Genomic DNA, 16,429 nt, shown 5'->3' with positions numbered 1-16,429 from the left:
GGATTAAGCCTGTTCCAACGAGGTTTCAACACGGGTAGCCGGGATCTTGTTCTCCGATACCAGACGCTTGTGCTGTTCGGCTTCGATGCGCTCGATCGTCTCGACCGGCACCATGTAGCCTTGATCATCACGGGCAGCGTGGATCGCGAAATAGATCACGGTGCCGGCCAGGCTTGCGATGGCCAGCCACCAGATGTGCCAGATCATGGCGAAACCGAACACGGTCAGCAGGGCCCCCATGACCACACCGGTAGCGGTGTTGTTGGGCATGTGGATCGGCTGGTAGCGGCTTGGCTGCGCGTAGGCAGTGCCGTCTTCCTTGGCTTCGGTGAACGGGTCGATGCCTTCGGCTTTGGGCAGTACCGCGAAGTTGTAGAACGGAGGTGGCGACGAGGTCGACCATTCCAGGGTGTGGGCGTTCCATGGGTCGCCGGACACGCACATGTTCTGCTTGCGGTCACGCACGCTGACGTACAGCTGGATCAGCTGGCAGGCGATGCCCACGGCGATCATCAGTGCACCCACCATGGCCACGTACAGGTATGGCACCCACTCAGGGTTGGTGGTGGCGTTCAGACGACGGGTCATGCCCATGAAGCCCAGTGCGTAGAGCGGCATGAAGGCGACGAAGAAGCCCGAGATCCAGAACCAGAAGGCAGCCTTGCCCCAACCTTCATGCAGCTTGAAGCCGAAGGCTTTCGGGAAGTAGAAGCTGAAGCCGGCGATGTAGCCGAACACCGCGCCGCCGATGATCACGTTGTGGAAGTGAGCGATCACGAACAGGCTGTTGTGCAGGACGAAGTCCGCACCCGGGATGGCCAGCAGTACGCCGGTCATGCCGCCGATGGCGAAGGTCACCATGAAGCCCAGGGTCCACAGAACCTGGCTGGTGATGCGCAGACGACCGTGGTAGATGGTGAACAGCCAGTTGAACAGCTTCACCCCGGTCGGGATCGAGATCAGCATGGTCGCCAGGCCGAAGAAGGCGTTGACGCTGGCACCCGAACCCATGGTGAAGAAGTGGTGCAGCCAAACCATGAAGCCCAGGATCGAGATCGCGCCGGAAGCGTAGATCATCGAGTGGTGACCGAACAGGCGCTTGCCCGAGAAGGTCGAGATGACTTCGGAGAAGATACCGAACGCCGGCAGGATCAGGATGTACACCTCGGGGTGACCCCAGGCCCAGAACAGGTTCACGTACATCATTGGATTGCCACCAAGTTCATTGGTGAAAATGTGGAAATCCATGTAACGGTCAAGCGTCAGCAGTGCCAGGGTGGCGGTGAGGATCGGGAACGAAGCCACGATCAGCACGTTGGCCCAGGTGCAGGTCCAGGTGAAGATCGGCATGTCCATCATCTTCATGCCAGGGGTACGCATTTTCAGCACGGTGGCCAGGAAGTTGACCCCCGTCAGCGTTGTCCCCAGACCCGATAGCTGCAGCGCCCAGATGTAGTAGTCCACACCCACGCCCGGGCTGTATTGCAGGCCCGACAGCGGCGGATAGGCAACCCAGCCGGTCTTGGCGAATTCGCCGACGCCCAGGGACAGGTTGATCAGCACCACGCCCGATACCAGCAGCCAGAAGCTCAGGGAGTTGAGGAACGGATAGGCCACGTCACGCGCGCCGATCTGCAGCGGCACGACAAGGTTCATCAGGCCGGTGAAGAATGGCATCGCCATGAAGATGATCATGATCACACCGTGGGCGGTGAAGATCTGGTCATAGTGTTCAGGTGGCAGGTAGCCAGGCGAACCCTCGGTGGCCATGGCCAGCTGGGTACGCATCATGATGGCGTCGGCGAAGCCACGCAGGAGCATGACCATGGCGACGATGATGTACATCACACCGATTTTCTTGTGGTCGACGGACGTCAGCCACTCGGTCCACAGGTAGGTCCACTTCTTGAAGTAGGTGATTGCCGCGAACAGCGCCACACCACCGAGCAGGATCATGGCAACGGTCACCATGACGATCGGCTCGTGGAACGGTATCGCTTCCAGACTTAATTTACCAAACATCGTTTACTCCTCTGCCCCGGCAGCTGAATGCGAACTCACGTCCATCCCTTCGGTTGCGGCCACTTCCTTTTCTTTCTTCTCGTGCTTGAGCGGCTTGCCCGGTTTCATGCCTTCATACTTGTCGATGACGGTCTGGAACAGGTTCGGCGCGTAGGCGGAGTAGAGCTCGACAGGATTGTTCTGGCTCGGCTTGGAAAGGGCTTCGTATTCAGCGGTGTCCAGCTGTTTAGGTGCCTTTTTGACTTCGTTTACCCAGGCGTCGAAATCTTCCTGACTGGTAGCGATCGCTTTGAACTTCATGCCGGTGAAACCCGCGCCGCTGTAGTTGGCGGAGATCCCTTCAAGTTCGGTGTTCTGGTTGGCAATCAGGTGCAGCTTGGTGGTCATGCCCGCCATTGCGTAGATCTGGCCGCCCAGGCCCGGGATGAAGAACGAGTTCATCACGGTGTCGGAGGTGACGCGGAAGTTCACCGGGGTATGGGCCGGGAACACGATCTTGTTGACGGTGGCGATGCCCTGGTCGGGGTAGATGAACAGCCACTTCCAGTCCATGGCGACCACTTCGATGGTCACAGGCTTGGCGTCGGACTCCAGCGGACGGTACGGGTCCAGGGCGTGGGTCGACTTGTAGGTGACATAACCCAGGGCAATGATGATCAGCACCGGAACCAGCCACACCGCGATCTCGATCTTGGTGGAGTGGGACCACTTGGGCGCGTAGGTCGCGTCCTTGTTCGAGGCGCGGTATTTCCAGGCGAAGGCGAAGGTCATGATGATGACCGGCACAACCACCAGCAGCATCAGGATGGTGGCCGTGATGATCAGGTTTCGTTCATCCAGACCAACCTGACCTTTGGGATCAAGCAAGGTCCATTTGCAGCCTCCCAGCATTAACATGCCGAGCAGCGGCAATAAGCCTAGTAATCTGGGGTACCTGTTTTTACTCATCTCACGACCTCTAAAGCAGCTTGCGCAATGCAGTTGGGTTTTGATCGCCAACACTTCACCCTGCCAAGGGTTGGCATTTTTCTTCAATTGAATAAGGGCCTGCCCGTTGCGTTAAACGCTCAACGACACATCCCGGGCTAGCAGTGGTTCTTATTCGATCTCGTGGTCAAAGGCCTTGTTACAGACCAATTCCATTTGGTGCGGAAGTTTGGAAGGCGCCGACACCCGCAGTCGCACGGAGCGCTCAATCCGCCCCTCGACCGTCCTCGTGTGCTCAGGGATGAGCAGCGTCGGAAATTCAGTGCGGGCGATTGTAGATATGTCGCGTTTTATAAACCATGTCTTATCCCGAAATAATTTTTATCCCCCGGCGCAACAATCCCTCACGATTATTGCGAAGGATCGTAATGATATCGATTTTTATTCTCAACAAAAACCCCAAAAGGGACTTCCAGCGCCCCCTTTCAACAGGCCGAACGAGCGGCTGAAAGCCGCCTTGGATAGGGCTTCAACCCTTGTAAAACGGGCTTTGTGAAGAGATGTATAGATAGCAGGCTATGGATTTAACCCAGCCTGGGGATTTACACAAAGTGACAGACTTCAGGGGAACCGATTACCCAATATGCAGTCTGTTGCCGGCCTCCCTCCGCCCCTGTGCGACCGCGACAGTGTGACAACATGTCGCACTTTTACCGCCCCCTCACTTGCCGCAAATCACGGACTTTTCAACAGCCGGATGAACGACATGAAAAAGCCCCGGCCCCTGTTGAGGGACCGGGGCTTTTCCGGGTGAATCAGTAGGTTTTCTTGCGATTGCGAACGACGCCCAGGGGCACCAGGATCACCGTCAACACGAACGCCAGCAGCGCCCATTGCGCCAGGGACAGGCCAAGGATCGGCGGATACGGCGTGGAGCAGAAACCGTCGACCTGGAAGACCAGGGGAAAGATGCTCGCCAGCGGCAGGCTGTCGACAAAGGGCTGCAGCACATCGATGCCGCAGCTCACCGCCGGGTAGAACTGGGTGTACACATGGTGCCCGGCCACCCCGGCACCGGCGATGGCACTGATGACCACCAGGGTCTCCATCACGGTCACCCCACGTCGCGAGCTCAGGGCCGCCCCGATGAAGGCGAACAGAGCGATCAGCAGCAAGGCATAGCGCTGCAGGATACACAGCGGGCAAGGCGCCTCGCCCAGCACCACCTGCATGTACAGGGCCCCGCCGATCAGCGCCAGGCAGATAATCCCCAGCAGCACCAGGAAGCGCCGTTCACGCCCTAAACGCAGTCTGTCGTCACTCATCCCTATTCCTTTTTCTGTTGTCTGCTCAACCGGCGTAGCCGTGCTTGTCACGCCAGCCCGCGGGTTGAATTGCGAAGTTGATCTGATTGCCATCGGGTGCCCGGAAGTCTACACGCTGATCATGACCTTTGAATGCACAGCATCGAAGGCAACACCCAAGGTTTACGGGCCAGGGGGACACACGAACGAAAAGGCCGGGATGGCAGCGCCATCCCGGCATCGAGGGGAATTAACGACAGGCAGGTTAAGCAAGGATTAACAACCCGGCCCCGTTGCAGGGCCGGGTTGCGCAGGAGCCGGCCGGGTTATTCCAGGGCCGCCGCCGGGCCGAAGAACTCATACCGGCTCTGTTGCTCGGGAATGCCCAGGGCCTTGAGGTGGCGCTTGATGGCCGCCATGAATCCCTTGGGCCCGAGGAAGTAGGCATCCAGATCTCGCTCCTGCGGCAACCAGTCGGCCAACTGCTCCCGGGTCAGCAGCCCCAGTTGGTCTGCCGCCGGGCTGACACCGTCGTCCTCGGCGTAGCAGTAAAAGCGCTTGAGCTGTGGATAACGCTGGGCCAGTTCGTCGACCCAGTGACGGAACGCATGCACCTGGCCGTTGCGCGCGCAGTGGATGAAATGCACCGGACGCTCCGTGGCCAGCGCCGCCTCCAGCATCGGCAGGGTCGGGGTGATGCCCACGCCGCCACTGATCAGGACCAGCGGCTTGGTGCTTGCCGCCAGGGTGAACTCGCCGGCAGGCGGGAACAGCATGATGCGGGTGCCCACCGGGCATTGGTCATGCAGGTAGTTGGAGGCCACTCCCCCGGGTTCGCGCTTGACGCTGATGCGGTACTGCCCCCGGTTGGAAAGGGCCGACAGCGAGTAGTTGCGCCGCACCTCCTGACCGTCGATGAACAACTGCAAGCCGATGTACTGACCCGGCTCGGCGGCGAGGATCGGCCCCTGATCCAGCGGCGCGAAATACAACGAGGTGATTTCCACGCTCTCCTGCACCTTCTGCACCAGCTCGAATGCCCGCGCGCCACGCCAGCCGCCCGGAGCCTGGGCCTTCTGGTCGTAGATCGCCGCCTCGGCACCGATCAGGATATCCGCCAACTGGTTATAGGCCGCGCCCCAGGCATCGATCACTTCAGGGGTGGCAATCTCGCTGCCCAGCACCTCGGAAATGGCCCGCAACAGACAGGCTCCCACGATGGGGTAGTGCTCCGGCAGGATCTGCAGGGCCACATGCTTGTTGATGATCTTGGCCACCAGATCCCCCAGTTGATCCAACTGGTCGATATGCCGGGCATACATCAGTACCCCGTTGGCCAGGGCACGGGGCTGGTCGCCGCTGGCCTGGTGCGCCTGGTTGAACAGCGGACGTACCTGGGGGTACTCGGACAGCATCATCCGGTAGAAGTGGGTGATCAGCGCTTCACCACCGCTCTCCAGCAGGGGCACGGTGGCTTTGATGAGGGTGCGATCTTGGACGCTTAGCATAAGGACAACTCCTGGACTTTATGACTGCTTGCAGGTTTCCCTTATCCAGTCAGTTTTCATGCCAAGATTAAAATCCTTATAAATCAATGGCTTAAAATTCAGTTGGTCATAAAGACACTGATGCATTTATAGTCATTAAGACTAGACGGAGTCATTATGACCGCAAAATCCCTGCTCACGACCCTGCTCCCCCTGGTGACCGACCTGTCCCGGGAACTGCCCGAGGGCGAACGCTACCGCCGCCTGCTGGAAGCCTTGCGCGCCCTGCTGCCCTGCGATGCCGCGGCGCTGCTGCGCCTGGATGGCGAATGGCTGGTGCCGCTGGCGGTGGACGGCTTGAGCACCGATACCCTGGGCCGCCGCTTCAAGGTCAGCGAGCACCCACGCTTTGCCGCCCTGCTCGCCAGCCCGGGCCCGACCCGCTTTGCCAGCGACAGTGAGCTGCCCGATCCCTATGACGGTCTGGTGGAAGGTCTTGACGACCACCTGGAAGTCCATGACTGCATGGGCTGCCCGCTGTTCGTCGATGAGCGCCCCTGGGGCCTGCTGACCCTCGATGCCCTGGACCCGCAGCGCTTCGAGCCCATCGAACTGGACGCCCTGCAAGCCTTCGCCAGCCTCGCCGCGGCCACGGTCAGTGCCGCCGAGCGTATCGAACGCCTGGCTCTGCGGGCCGAAAACGAGCATCAACGGGCCGAAGTCTATCGCCAGGCCAGCGGACAGCACCGCGAGATGATCGGCCAGAGCAAGGCCCACAAGCGCCTGCTGGAAGAAATCAGCCTGGTGGGCGGCAGCGACCTGACGGTACTGATCACCGGTGAAACCGGCGTCGGCAAGGAGTTGGTGGCCCAGGCCATTCACGCCGCCTCGCCCCGGGCCGAACAGCCGATCATCAGCCTCAACTGCGCGGCCCTGCCCGACACCCTGGTGGAAAGCGAACTGTTCGGCCATGTGCGCGGCGCCTTCACCGGAGCCACCCAGGATCGGCGGGGCAAATTCGAGCTGGCCAATGGCGGCACGCTGTTTCTCGATGAGGTGGGCGAACTGTCGCTTTCGGTCCAGGCCAAACTGCTGCGGGTCTTGCAAAGCGGACAGTTGCAGCGCCTGGGTTCGGACAAGGAGCATCAGGTGGACGTGCGCCTGATCGCCGCCACCAACCGCGACCTGGCCGAAGAAGTGCGCAGCGGGCGCTACCGTGCCGACTTCTACCACCGCCTCAGCGTCTACCCGCTGCGAGTGCCGGCCCTGCGCGACCGGGGTCGCGACGTGCTGCTGCTCAGCGGCTACTTCCTGGAGCAGAACCGTTCGCGCATGGGCCTGGGCAGCCTGCGGCTCAGTGCCGACGCGCAGCAGGCACTGCTGGGCTACAACTGGCCGGGCAACGTTCGCGAACTGGAGCACCTGATCGGCCGCAGCGCCCTCAAGGCCCTGGGCAACTGCCGCGAACGCCCGAAGATTCTCAGCCTGGATGCAGCCGACCTCGACCTGCCCGGGCTCGGCGAAAAAGCGCCCGGCGTCCTCGCCCCAACCCTGGAAAGCCTGGCGCCAGCGCCCCTCGAAGGCGACCTGCGCCAGGCCACCGAGCACTATCAACGCCAGCTGATCAACGCCTGCCTGGAACGGCACCAGCACAACTGGGCCAGTGCCGCCCGTGAGCTAGGCTTGGACAGAGCCAACCTCAGCCGTCTGGCCAAACGCCTGGGCCTGCGCTAAACGCCAGCATCGGCAGAACGCCACGCCCCGCTGCCTTCGCCGGCTTACCGGCGAAGGCAGCAGCGCCGACGGAAAGCAGGAACACCGCTAAAGCCTGCCCTGAACACGTCGATAACCCGTTATCAATGGTGCTCCGTGGGTCGAGCCACACGCCAACTTTTTCAGAGAAGGTTTTTATGTCCTCCAACAAAGCCCGCGCAGATTCGCTTTCGCTTCTGCTGTTTACCTTGCGCAGCGGCAAGCTGATGGCAATCAACCTGCTTAAAGTCAGTGAAATCATTCCCTGCCCGCCGCTGACCAAGCTGCCAGAGTCCCACCCCCATGTGAAAGGCATCGCCACCCTGCGCGGCAACTCGCTGTCGGTGATCGACCTCAGCCGGGCCATTGGCGAACGCCCCCTGGCCGACCCGGACAGCGGCTGCCTGATCGTCACCGACGTCAGCCGCTCCAAGCAGGGTCTGCACGTGCAGGCCGTGAGCAAGATCGTGCATTGCCTGACCACTGATATCCGCCCGCCACCCTTTGGCTCCGGCGGTATCAAGTCCTACATCACCGGCGTGACCCAGGTGGACGGCACCCTGGTGCAGGTGCTGGACATCGAGAAGGTGATCCACGGCATTGCCCCGGCGCAGATCGAGATGGCGCCCACCGAACTGAGCATGGAAGACGCCGAAGCCCTGGGCAACGCGCGGATCCTGGTGGTGGACGACAGTCAGGTGGCGCTGCAGCAATCGGTGCACACCCTGCGCAACCTCGGCCTGCAATGCCACACCGCCCGCAGTGCCAAGGAAGCCATCGACTGCCTGCTGGAACTGCAGGGCACGGCCAACGAGATCAACCTGATCGTCTCGGACATCGAGATGTCGGAAATGGACGGCTACGCCCTGACCCGGACCCTGCGGGAAACCCCGGACTTCGCTCACCTCTACGTGCTGCTGCACACCTCCCTGGACAGCGCCATGAACAGTGAAAAAGCGCGTCAGGCCGGGGCCAATGCGGTACTCACCAAGTTCTCTTCGCCGGAACTGACCCGCTGCCTGATCGACGCCGCCAAAACCATCGCCAGCCAGGCGGCCTGAACCGTGAGCGAGATCCACTGCCTGCTGCTGCGCCGCGATCTCACCCGTGCGCAGGCCGCCCCGCAGTGGCCGCCCGGCGTCACCCTGCTGCACTACCAGCCCGAGCTGGCCGCCCAGGTGCATCAGCTGATGCACCTGGGCTACCAGGATGGCGGCGGCAGTGTGCCGACGCTGGACCGCTGGCGCCAGTGCTTCGAAAGCGATGCCGAATACGATCCGCAACTCTGTCTGCTGGCCCGTGATGCCGACGGCCTGATCGGCGTCGCCCAATGCTGGACCAGTGCCTACATCAAGGATCTGGTGGTGCATCCCCGCGCCCGTGGCCAGGGGGTGGGAAGGGCCCTCCTGGAGCAGGCCTTCGTGATGTTCGCCGAACGCCGGGAAGGCTTTGTCGATCTTCGGGTTCTGGAAGACAACCGGCGAGCCCGTCGTTTGTATGAAAGCGCCGGCATGCAGATCCTGCGTCGCGAACGGGTGCCCCGGGGCTCCTGAGCAGCGACCGACCCGCCCCACCCCGCCAGCCGCGGCGGGTGGCATGCAACTTGCTTGGCCCCTGCTCCAGCCGCGTCGACGTGTTTTTTTCGACGCGATCCCCATCGCCCCAGAAGGGTTCCCCGATCCATGAACACCCAGTTTTCCTGCGTTGGTTGCGGCAAGTGCTGCACCGATCACCACGTGCCCCTGACCCTCACGGAAGCCCGGGCCTGGGCGGCTGACGGCGGTCAGGTGATCGTTCTGGTGGAGGCCTTCCTCGGCAATGGCCTGGGGCTGCCGGCGCAACAGCGCGAACACGCCGAACGCCGTTCCTGCCGGATCACCAGTGGCAGTACCGAAGCCTACGTGGCGATCACCTTTGCCGCCTACAACGTCGGCCCCTGCCGGAATCTTGACGAAGAGTCGCGCTGTCGCATCTATGAGCGGCGACCGCTGGTGTGTCGCATCTATCCGATGGAAATCAATCCACACATTCCGCTCAATCCGCTGGCCAAGGACTGCCCGCCGCATTCATGGGAACAGGGCCCGCAACTGATCCTCGGGGGTGAACTGGTGGACCAGGAGCTGGCGGAACTGATCGCGCGCTCGCGCCAGGCCGACCGCGACGATATCCACACCAAGGAAGCCATCTGCGCCCTGCTGGGCATTCGCGCCACGGCCCTCAAGGGCGACGGTTTCACTGCCTATCTGCCCGACATGAACGCCCTGGCCGCCGCCATCGACCAGGTCCGCGCCGCTCCCCCGCAGACCGCGAGCCAGCCGTGGCGCTTTCACCTGTCCGGCGACGACATCGCCAGCCAGGTCCTGGCCGCTGGGGCCCAGGTGGTCAGCACTGCCGGCGTGGACTACGCCTTCATCTCCCTGCGCGCCGCCTGAGCCGCCGGCGCCGGCTGGCCGCCGCCCCGCGCGGCGGCCTATCCACGCTTATGCCAGAACTCCTGGGCCAGCTGGCGCAGGTCCCCCGCCAGCCCGGCCACATCACCTGAATTGACGTGGCTGAGCTGGCCGGCGCTGACCGTCACCTCGCAGGCATTGCGAATGCCCATGATGTTGCGGTTGATGTCCTCGCTGACCGCGCTCTGCTCTTCCACTGCCGCAGCAATCTGCAGGCTCATCTCGGTGATCTGGTTGACCCGCTGGCTGATGCCGTCCAGGGCCACCGCCGCGCGCTGGGCCTGATCGACGCTGCTTTCCACATGGGCACTGCTGTGCTGCATGGCCTCCACCGCATGGCGCGCCGCATTTTGCAGGGTGCTGATCATGCGCTGGATCTCGTTGGTGGAGTCCTGGGTCCGCTGGGCCAGCCCGCGCACCTCATCGGCCACCACGGCAAAGCCGCGTCCCTGCTCGCCAGCCCGCGCCGCCTCGATGGCCGCATTCAGGGCCAGCAGGTTGGTCTGTTCGGCAATGCTGCGAATCACCTCCAGCACCCCGGAAATATCCGAGCTGTGGCCTTCCAGTTGATGGATGACCTCGGTGGCCCGCTCCAGCTCGCTGGCCAGGCGCAACACCGCGCTGCGGCTTTCGCCCACCAGTTGATGCCCCTCACGGGTTTCGCTTTCCGCCTGATCCGCCGCCACCGAGGCCTGCTGGGCATGGGTGGCGACCTCGGCCACGCTGGCGGCCATCTGGTGAATGGCCGCGGCCACCTGATCGGTTTCCGCCTGCTGTTCCAGGGTGCTGTTATGGCTGCTGTGCAGATGCTCCACCAGCTCCGCGGCATGCCCGGCCAGGCGCTGGGAGGCATCGCCAATCCGCCCCACCACGGCTCCTACCTGGGCTTCGAGCATCTGCAGGGCGAACTCGATACGTCCGAATTCGTCCGCACGACCGGTGTAGATCCCCTGGCTCAGTGGGTTGTCGCCGATCTGCCGGGCGCGCTCGGCCAGGCGGTCCAGCGGGCGCATTTGCACACCGACCGCCAGCAGACTCAGGCACCAGCCCATGGCCATCACCGTGCCCTGGAGCATCCAGGACTCGGGCAGCAGCCACGCTGAAACCCCGAAGCTGCCGATAAAACCGGCGCTGATGGCGGCCCACAGGCGCAAGCGCAGGCTCATGACCGGCAGCAGGCTCCACCATGAAGGCCCGCCCTCCCTGAGTCGGGCATAGGCCCGCTCCGCGGCGGCGATCTGTTGCGGGCTGGGCTTGGTGCGCACCGATTGGTATTCCACCGCCTGACCGTCCCGCGTCACCGGGGTGACGTAGGCGCTGACCCAGTAGTGGTCACCGTTCTTGCAACGGTTCTTGACCATGCCCATCCACGAGCGGCCGCGCTTGAGCGTGCGCCACATATGGCCGAAGGCCGCCGGGGGCATGTCCGGGTGACGCAGCAGGTTATGCGGCGACCCCAGCAGTTCCTCACGGGTGTAGCCGCTGATCTTGATGAAATCAGGATTGGCGTAGGTGATCGCGCTGGTCAGATCGGTGGTCGAAAGGATGTTCGCATCAGGGGCAAAGTCCACGTTTCGCCCAGTAACCGGCAGGTTGATCTTCATGGGAAGCGCGCTCGTATTTGTTAGGAGGAGTCGGCAGGGCTGCTGACTCTAAGCGCACTGATGCCACAAATACTGATCCAGCTCAGGTTTAAAGCAATTAGCCATCACTGCGATTAAAAAGCGCAAATAAGGGCAATGTCTGCGATTGTCGGCGATCTCAACGTTTGCCCATGGAGCGACGGGTGCCGGGCGGCGCTGCGCCGGGGGTCTTGGTGTGGCCGTTGCTGGCACCGTTCTTGTACCAGGGCTGCTGGGCATTCTTGGCCGGCGCGAACTCGGACGGCTTGAAAGGAAACTTGAACGCCGGAATCGCCGCCTTGGCCTCGGTTTCAGGAGTGGCCGGGGCGGCCGCGGGATCGACGTTCAGGCCGTCATCCGCAGCAGGTTGTGCAGGGCAAGTCATGGAAGCTCCAGGGGAGAAAGATAATCCGCGCCAGGGAACGGGCCGCAGTGGCCGGCAGTATACCTGCGCGCCCGCGATCTTTGACCTGGGGCACGGCGGTCGGGCTGTACTTTTCTGACAGCGCTGACAGCTGGCGGTCACGGTGCTGACCGGGTTGCCGGACTATAACTGTCAACAGATCATGGCCAGCCTTTCGACACCATTGCCCCCGGCGTTCTACCTCTATGCCCAATGCCAAGAAAACCGTCGTGACCGCAGCGCTGCTGGTGGGCCTCACCGCTGGCGCGGCCTGGTTTTTCAACAAGCCGGCGACCGCCAGGCTGGCCGCGCCCACGGCCATTCCGGTGCGAGCGGTGCAGGTGCTCCAGCAGGATGTGCCGCGCTACGTCAGCGGCATCGGTACGGTGTTGTCGCTGCACAGCGTGATCATCCGTCCCCAGGTGGATGGCATCCTCACCCGATTGCTGGTCAGGGAGGGACAACAGGTCAAGGCCGGGGATCTGCTGGCCACCCTCGATGACCGCTCGATCCGCGCCAGCCTGGATCAGGCCAAGGCCCAGCTGGCACAGAACCAGGCCCAGTTGCAGGTGGCGCAGGTCAACCTCAAGCGCTACAAGCTGCTGTCGGTGGATGACGGCGTCTCGAAACAGACCTACGACCAGCAAGCGGCCCTGGTCAATCAGCTCAACGCCACGGCCCAGGGCAATCAGGCCGCCATCGATGCCGCGCAGGTCGAACTGTCCTACACCCAGATCCGCTCGCCCGTCACGGGCCGGGTGGGCATTCGCACCGTGGACGAAGGCAACTTCCTGCGGGTGAGCGACGCGCAAGGCCTGTTCTCGGTGACCCAGATCGACCCCATCGCCGTAGAGTTCTCCCTACCCCAGCAGATGCTGCCGACCCTGCAGCAACTGGTTCGCGCCCAGGACCCGGCGGCGGTCCAGGCTTACCTGGGCACCGACAGCAACAACGCCGGCACCCTGCTGGGCAATGGCCATCTGAGCCTGATCGACAACCAGATCAACACCGGCACCGGCACCATCCGCGCCAAGGCGGAATTCGACAACGCCCAGCAAAAGCTCTGGCCCGGTCAACTGGTGACCGTGAAGATCCAGACTGCGCTGGACCGGGGTGCGCTGACCGTGCCGCCCACCGTGGTCCAGCGCGGCCTGGACCAGCACTTCGTGTTCCGAATCAAGGGCCAGCAGGTGGAAAGCGTGCCGGTACAGGTGCTGTACCAGGACAGCGAGCTGAACATCATTGCCGGGGTCCAGGCCGGGGATGTGCTGGTCAGTGACGGCCAGTCGCGACTCAAGCCCGGCTCCCAGGTCCAGGTGCTGAATGCCCCGCCGCCGGCGCCGGCCCGGGAGCCCAAGCCATGAAGGGGCACGGTTCCCTGTCCGCCTGGTGCGTCGACCATCCGGTCGCCACCGTGCTGCTGACCTTTGCCCTGGTGCTGCTGGGGGCGGTTGCCTTTCCGCGCCTGCCCGTGGCGCCGCTGCCGGAAGCCGAGTTCCCCACCATCCAGGTGTCCGCGGCCCTGCCCGGGGCCAGCCCGGACACCATGGCGTCCTCGGTGGCCACGCCCTTGGAAGTGCAGTTCAGTGCCATCCCCGGCATGACCCAGATGACCTCCAGCAGTGCCCTGGGCTCGTCTCTGCTGACCCTGCAGTTCACCCTGAACAAGAGCATCGACACCGCCGCCCAGGAAGTGCAGGCGGCGATCAACACCGCCGCCGGCAAGCTGCCCAAGGACATGCCCACCCTGCCCACCTGGAGGAAGGTCAACCCAGCCGACAGCCCGGTGCTGATCCTCAGCATCAGCTCGACGCAGATGCCCGGCACCGAGCTCAGCGACTACGCGGAAACCCTGCTGGCGCGGCAAATCAGCCAGATCGACGGCGTCGGCCAGATCAACATCACCGGCCAGCAACGTCCGGCGATCCGCATCCAGGCCGCGGCGGACAAGCTGGCGGCCATCGGCCTGACCCTGGCCGACATCCGTCTGGCGATCCAGCAGACCAGCCTCAACCTGGCCAAGGGCGCGTTGTACGGCGAGTCGAGCATCTCCACCCTGTCCACCAACGACCAGCTGTTCGATCCCCAGGAGTACGGTCAGCTGATCGTTTCCTACAAGAACGGCGCACCGGTGCAACTGCAGGACGTGGCCCGGGTGGTCAGCGGCCCGGAAGACGCCTACGTCCAGGCCTGGTCCGGCGATCAGCCGGGGGTCAACCTGGTGATCTCGCGCCAGCCGGGGGCCAATATCGTCGATACCGTGGATCGCATCCAGGCCGCCCTGCCGGGCCTGGAGGCGATGCTGCCGGCCTCGGTGCAGGTCAAGGTGCTGGTGGACCGCACCCAGACCATCCGCGCCTCGCTGCACGAGGTGGAGATCACCCTGCTGATCGCGGTGCTGCTGGTGGTGGCGGTGATGGCGCTGTTCCTGCGCCAGTGGTCGGCGACCCTGATCGTCTCCGCGGTGCTGGGGGTATCGCTGACTGCCAGCTTCGCCCTGATGTATGTGCTGGGCTTCAGCCTGAACAACCTGACCCTGGTGGCCATCGTCATCGCCGTGGGCTTCGTGGTCGACGACGCCATCGTGGTGGTGGAGAACATCCACCGCCATCTGGAAGCCGGCGACGGCATGCGCGAGGCGGCGATCAAGGGGGGCGGCGAGATCGGCTTCACCGTGGTGTCCATCAGCTTCTCCCTGGTGGCGGCGTTCATTCCCCTGCTGTTCATGGGCGGCGTGGTCGGCCGGCTGTTCAAGGAGTTCGCCCTGACCGCGACGTCCACCATCATGATTTCGGTGCTGGTGTCGCTGACCCTGGCGCCCACCCTGGCCGCCCTGTTCATGCGGGCCCCGGTGCACCCGGCCCACGCCAAGCCGGGCTTCGGCGAGCGTCTGCTGGCCCTCTACGAGCGCGCCCTGCGCCGGGCCCTGGCCCGGCAGAAACTGATGTTGGGGATTTTCGCCCTGACCCTGAGCATGGCCATTGCCGGCTACATCCTGATTCCCAAGGGCTTCTTCCCGGTGCAGGACACCGGCTTCGTGCTCGGAACCACCGAGGCCGCCGCGGACATTTCCTACCCGGACATGGTGAAGAAACACCAGGCGCTGGCCGAGATCGTCGCCGCCGACCCGGCGGTGCAAGCCTTCTCCCATTCGGTGGGCGTCTCTGGCAGCAACCAGACCATCGCCAACGGCCGCTTCTGGATCTCGCTGAAAAAGCGCAGCGAGCGGGATGTCTCGGCCAGCGCCTTTATCGACCGCATCCGTCCGCAACTGATGAAGGTGCCCGGTATCGTCCTTTACCTGCGAGCCGGTCAGGACATCAACCTCAGTTCGGGCCCCAGCCGCGCCCAGTACCAGTACGTGCTGAAAAGCAACGACGGTCCGACCCTGACCACCTGGACCCAGCGCCTGACCGAGAAACTGCGCAGCAACCCGGCGTTCCGCGACATCTCCAACGACCTGCAACTGGGCGGCAGCATCACCCATATCAACATCGACAGGACCGCCGCCGCGCGCTTCGGCCTGACCGCCAGCGATGTCGACCAGGCGCTGTACGACGCCTTCGGCCAACGTCAGATCAACGAGTTCCAGACCGAGATCAACCAGTACAACGTGATCCTCGAACTCGACACCCAGCAACGGGGCAAGGCCGAGAGCCTCAACTACTTCTACCTGCGCTCGCCGTTGACCGGGGAGATGGTGCCGCTGTCGGCCCTGGCGCGTTTCGATGCGCCCAGCATCGGCCCGCTGTCGATTGCTCACGACGGCATGTTCCCGGCCGCCAACCTGTCGTTCAACCTGGCCCCCGGCGTCGCCCTGGGGGACGCGGTGATCCTGCTGGAACAGGCCAAGAACGAGATCGGCATGCCGGCGGCCATCAGCGGCAACTTCCAGGGCGCGGCCCAGGCCTTCCAGAGCTCCCTGGCCAGCCAGCCGTACCTGATCCTCGCCGCGCTGGTGGCCGTGTACATCATTCTCGGGGTGCTGTACGAAAGCTTCGTGCATCCGCTGACGATCATTTCCACCCTGCCCTCGGCGGGGCTCGGCGCCTTGCTGATGCTCTGGCTCTGTGGCCAGGACTTTTCCATCATGGCGCTGATCGGCCTGGTGCTGCTGATCGGCATCGTCAAGAAGAACGGCATCCTGATGATCGACTTCGCCCTGGAAGCCCAGCGCAACGGCGGCCTGCCTCCTGAGGAGGCGATCTACCAGGCCTGCATCACCCGGTTCCGGCCGATCATCATGACCACCCTGGCCGCCTTGCTCGGCGCCCTGCCCCTGATGCTCGGCTACGGCACCGGCGCCGAGCTGCGCCAGCCCCTGGGTATCGCCGTGGTCGGCGGCCTGCTGGTGAGCCAGGCGCTGACGCTGTTCACCACGCCGGTCATATACTTGTGGCTCGAGCGGCTGTTCCACCGGCCCCGGCCGGCTCTTTCGCCAGCCACCAACACCTGAGGCGGG

12 protein-coding genes and 1 pseudogene are annotated in these 16,429 nt (G+C 63.5%); 7 read left to right on the top strand and 6 right to left on the bottom strand.

The window, feature by feature from the left end; translation table 11 throughout:
• Window positions 1–3: 3 nt before the first annotated feature.
• Window positions 4–2,022 carry a cytochrome o ubiquinol oxidase subunit I gene (cyoB, locus tag L1O02_RS05890; protein WP_060840943.1) on the bottom strand — a complete coding sequence of 673 codons (2,019 nt, stop codon included), beginning with the start codon at window positions 2,020–2,022 and terminating at the stop codon, window positions 4–6.
• Window positions 2,023–2,025: 3 nt separating this feature from the next.
• On the bottom strand, window positions 2,026–2,970 hold the full coding sequence (gene cyoA / locus L1O02_RS05885; protein WP_060840944.1) for a ubiquinol oxidase subunit II: 945 nt from the start codon (window positions 2,968–2,970) through the stop codon (window positions 2,026–2,028).
• Window positions 2,971–2,997: 27 nt separating this feature from the next.
• On the opposite strand from cyoA, the pseudogene L1O02_RS31155 reads away from it, so the two are divergent.
• Window positions 2,998–3,192: pseudogene (locus L1O02_RS31155) on the top strand (hypothetical protein); the annotation flags it as partial.
• Window positions 3,193–3,764: 572 nt separating this feature from the next.
• Here L1O02_RS31155 and L1O02_RS05880 read toward each other — a convergent pair.
• Window positions 3,765–4,274 (bottom strand): disulfide bond formation protein B, encoded by a 510-nt coding sequence (locus tag L1O02_RS05880; protein WP_060840945.1) that lies wholly within the window; start codon window positions 4,272–4,274, stop codon window positions 3,765–3,767.
• A gap of 305 nt (window positions 4,275–4,579) precedes the next feature.
• Window positions 4,580–5,761, bottom strand: a complete 1,182-nt coding sequence (hmpA, locus tag L1O02_RS05875; RefSeq protein ID WP_235759683.1) for an NO-inducible flavohemoprotein — start codon at window positions 5,759–5,761, stop codon at window positions 4,580–4,582.
• A gap of 156 nt (window positions 5,762–5,917) precedes the next feature.
• On the opposite strand from hmpA, the gene norR reads away from it, so the two are divergent.
• The 4 genes from norR to L1O02_RS05855 all read left to right on the top strand — a co-directional run bounded on the left by norR (window position 5,918) and on the right by L1O02_RS05855 (window position 9,924).
• Window positions 5,918–7,474: a nitric oxide reductase transcriptional regulator NorR gene (norR, locus tag L1O02_RS05870; protein WP_235759682.1), complete on the top strand. Its 1,557-nt coding sequence runs from the start codon at window positions 5,918–5,920 to the stop codon at window positions 7,472–7,474.
• 176 nt (window positions 7,475–7,650) lie between these two features.
• Entirely contained in the window at window positions 7,651–8,553 is a 903-nt protein-coding gene (locus L1O02_RS05865; RefSeq protein WP_060840948.1) for a chemotaxis protein, read from the top strand.
• 3 nt (window positions 8,554–8,556) lie between these two features.
• A complete protein-coding gene (locus tag L1O02_RS05860) occupies window positions 8,557–9,045 on the top strand; it encodes a GNAT family N-acetyltransferase (RefSeq protein WP_060840949.1) in 489 nt (162 codons plus the stop codon).
• A gap of 129 nt (window positions 9,046–9,174) precedes the next feature.
• Window positions 9,175–9,924: a YkgJ family cysteine cluster protein gene (locus tag L1O02_RS05855; RefSeq protein WP_235759681.1), complete on the top strand. Its 750-nt coding sequence runs from the start codon at window positions 9,175–9,177 to the stop codon at window positions 9,922–9,924.
• 38 nt (window positions 9,925–9,962) lie between these two features.
• On the opposite strand, the gene L1O02_RS05850 is transcribed toward L1O02_RS05855, so the two are convergent.
• Window positions 9,963–11,546, bottom strand: coding sequence for a PAS domain-containing methyl-accepting chemotaxis protein (locus L1O02_RS05850; protein WP_060840951.1), 1,584 nt, complete (start codon window positions 11,544–11,546; stop codon window positions 9,963–9,965).
• Window positions 11,547–11,703: 157 nt separating this feature from the next.
• Window positions 11,704–11,949, bottom strand: a complete 246-nt coding sequence (locus tag L1O02_RS05845; protein ID WP_060840952.1) for a hypothetical protein — start codon at window positions 11,947–11,949, stop codon at window positions 11,704–11,706.
• A 224-nt stretch (window positions 11,950–12,173) separates the two neighbouring features.
• On the opposite strand from L1O02_RS05845, the gene L1O02_RS05840 reads away from it, so the two are divergent.
• Both L1O02_RS05840 and L1O02_RS05835 read left to right on the top strand, forming a co-directional pair.
• Window positions 12,174–13,331 carry an efflux RND transporter periplasmic adaptor subunit gene (locus L1O02_RS05840; RefSeq protein WP_235759680.1) on the top strand — a complete coding sequence of 386 codons (1,158 nt, stop codon included), beginning with the start codon at window positions 12,174–12,176 and terminating at the stop codon, window positions 13,329–13,331.
• Window positions 13,328–16,423 (top strand): multidrug efflux RND transporter permease subunit, encoded by a 3,096-nt coding sequence (locus L1O02_RS05835; protein ID WP_235759679.1) that lies wholly within the window; start codon window positions 13,328–13,330, stop codon window positions 16,421–16,423. Before L1O02_RS05840 ends, L1O02_RS05835 begins: the two co-directional genes overlap by 4 nt.
• Window positions 16,424–16,429: the final 6 nt, after the last annotated feature.

It is taken from the genome of Pseudomonas sp. BC42 (assembly GCF_021560055.1).
GTDB lineage: Bacteria > Pseudomonadota > Gammaproteobacteria > Pseudomonadales > Pseudomonadaceae > Aquipseudomonas.
This window is presented reverse-complemented; position numbering and strand designations above follow the sequence as displayed.

Bases quoted from the DNA above. Each gene is read 5' to 3' on its own strand.
- cyoA (WP_060840944.1), bottom strand. From the start codon at position 2,970: ATGAGTAAAAACAGGTACCCCAGATTACTAGGCTTATTGCCGCTGCTC.
- cyoB (WP_060840943.1), bottom strand. From the start codon at position 2,022: ATGTTTGGTAAATTAAGTCTGGAAGCGATACCGTTCCACGAGCCGATC.
- L1O02_RS05840 (WP_235759680.1), top strand. From the start codon at position 12,174: ATGCCCAATGCCAAGAAAACCGTCGTGACCGCAGCGCTGCTGGTGGGC.
- L1O02_RS05845 (WP_060840952.1), bottom strand. From the start codon at position 11,949: ATGACTTGCCCTGCACAACCTGCTGCGGATGACGGCCTGAACGTCGAT.
- L1O02_RS05855 (WP_235759681.1), top strand. From the start codon at position 9,175: ATGAACACCCAGTTTTCCTGCGTTGGTTGCGGCAAGTGCTGCACCGAT.
- L1O02_RS05880 (WP_060840945.1), bottom strand. From the start codon at position 4,274: ATGAGTGACGACAGACTGCGTTTAGGGCGTGAACGGCGCTTCCTGGTG.
- hmpA (WP_235759683.1), bottom strand. From the start codon at position 5,761: ATGCTAAGCGTCCAAGATCGCACCCTCATCAAAGCCACCGTGCCCCTG.
- L1O02_RS05835 (WP_235759679.1), top strand. From the start codon at position 13,328: ATGAAGGGGCACGGTTCCCTGTCCGCCTGGTGCGTCGACCATCCGGTC.
- norR (WP_235759682.1), top strand. From the start codon at position 5,918: ATGACCGCAAAATCCCTGCTCACGACCCTGCTCCCCCTGGTGACCGAC.
- L1O02_RS05850 (WP_060840951.1), bottom strand. From the start codon at position 11,546: ATGAAGATCAACCTGCCGGTTACTGGGCGAAACGTGGACTTTGCCCCT.
- L1O02_RS05865 (WP_060840948.1), top strand. From the start codon at position 7,651: ATGTCCTCCAACAAAGCCCGCGCAGATTCGCTTTCGCTTCTGCTGTTT.